Source organism: Colwellia sp. C1TZA3, from assembly GCF_007954265.1.
Lineage (GTDB): Bacteria > Pseudomonadota > Gammaproteobacteria > Enterobacterales > Alteromonadaceae > Cognaticolwellia.
The window spans coordinates 1-1,936 of record NZ_VOLS01000126.1; the positions used below are offsets into that span (position 1 = coordinate 1).

Annotated in this window: 1 protein-coding gene; it reads left to right on the forward strand. The window is 40.6% G+C overall.

Annotated elements, in window-relative coordinates; all coding sequences use genetic code 11:
• Positions 1 to 260: 260 nt before the first annotated feature.
• Positions 261 to 1,649 carry a hypothetical protein gene (locus tag ESZ39_RS17415; protein WP_146881183.1) on the forward strand — a complete coding sequence of 463 codons (1,389 nt, stop codon included), beginning with the start codon at positions 261 to 263 and terminating at the stop codon, positions 1,647 to 1,649.
• Positions 1,650 to 1,936: the final 287 nt, after the last annotated feature.

The window sequence follows — 1,936 nt, forward strand, 5'->3', positions numbered from 1 at the left end:
CCATTAAGTTTGTGATCTTGTTGTGCGCAGGAAAAATAACTCAAGGTAAGGCGCTCGATTGAGCAATAGCTGGCTATTGGGATTGAGAGCAACACAGCCTTGAGCTATTTTAACTAGTACAAGTGAGTAATAACTTAATGGGATTGGTATAACTATTTACCTAGTAACTATCTACCTAGTAACTATTTACCTAATAACTATCTACCTAGTAACAATCTACCTAGTAACTATTTACCTGGTAACAATGACCTAAAAAGGCGATGACCATTAATAATCCTTCGTTAAGTAAAACGTTTTTATTTAATACGCTGCTACTCAGTATTCTGTTGCTGTTGGCTAGCCTGCCAGCTATTGCTAATAATGAAGATATTACCAACGCGCAGCAGACTGACGTTAATGATAAATCGCTCAATGATTGGGCTGATGCCTGGGTCGAAGCTCCCCCGGCGTCGCCATGGCAATTAACCGGTTTTGTCGAGGCTGGCTATGGGCAATTTTTGCAAACTAACCTCGTCAAAAATAGCGCTGCACTGAACGAGCTGAGCGCCAGAGTCAATCTCGATTATAGTCATGAACTTTTCAACGCCAGTGGCAAGCTTGATAGCTACTATGATGCCGTGTTGGGCAAAACCATTTTCCACACCCGAGAACTCAGCATTAGCGCCAGCCCGTTTAGTTTTGTTGATATAAAAGCGGGTAGGCAAGTGTTAACCTGGGGCACTGGCGACTACCTGTTTCTCAATGATTTATTTGCTAAAGACTGGCAGTCTTTTTTTTCTGGCCGAGCAGATGAATACTTAAAAGCACCGTCAAATAGCATCAGAAGCAACTGGTTTTTTAACGAGGTTAATTTCACTTTAGTATGGACACCAGAATTCACCCCCGATAACTATATTACTGGCGAACGCTTCTCATTTTATTCGCCACAAGCACAGCAAATAGTAGCGCCAAAGCAAGCCTTTTCTGTCGATAAAACGAATAAAGCACAATGGTCTGCCCGCTTAAAAACCCGCGTGAAAAGTGTCGAGCTTTCGCTGTATGGTTATCAAGGCTTTTGGCCAACACCTATGGGCAATAAAACCTTAGGAGAAACCCTAGCAGGGCATAACCTTGCCACACAAAACCAAGCTTACTTTCCAAAACTAAATTCATGGGGCATTAGTGCCTTAGCGCCGTTTAAAGGTGGCATCGTCAAGTTTGAATACGCTGCGTATAATAATGTTGAGGATAGTCACAAAAATAATGACCTAATAGCCAATGGCCAACACAGATTGTTAATAGGTTATGAGCGCGAGCTAGCAAAAAATTTCACCGCAGGCCTGCAATATTACCTAGAGCGCACTAAGCATTACCAAGCACTGGTTGAACATAGCGCCACACCTGAGCCATTAGTCGCTGAAAATCGCCACTTATTAACCCTACGCTTAAGCTATCGCGCACAACGACAAACACTGCTTTATTCATTATTTACTTTTTATTCGCCTAGCGATAAAGACGGTTATGCTAAACCTTCGGTTAATTATCAATATAACGACCAATGGTTATTGAGTGCTGGCGCTAATGTGTTTTTTGGCCAGCATAAGTATTCTTTTTTTGGGCAACATCGAGATAATAGCAATGCTTGGTTACGCGTGCGTTATCAGTATTAATACCAAGTTGATTAATTACCTGCTCATTTTTAATGGTTAAAATGAATAACTACAGCGTTATAAAATTTATAAGGTGAATAACTACTGACTAAATTTTATGCCTTGTATTTATCTATTTTTCCTCATGAAAAAGGTGATCACTTAATTAATCAAATTGGTATAATACCAGTTCCATTAAGTTTGTGATCTTGTTGTGCGCAGGAAAAATAACTCAAGGTAAGGCGCTCGATTGAGCAATAGCTGGCTATTGGGATTGAGAGCAACACAGCCTTGAGCTATTTTAACTA

What these genes read in the sequence shown, in the direction of transcription:
- ESZ39_RS17415 (WP_146881183.1), top strand. Translation starts at nt 261, where the DNA reads ATGACCATTAATAATCCTTCGTTAAGTAAAACGTTTTTATTTAATACG.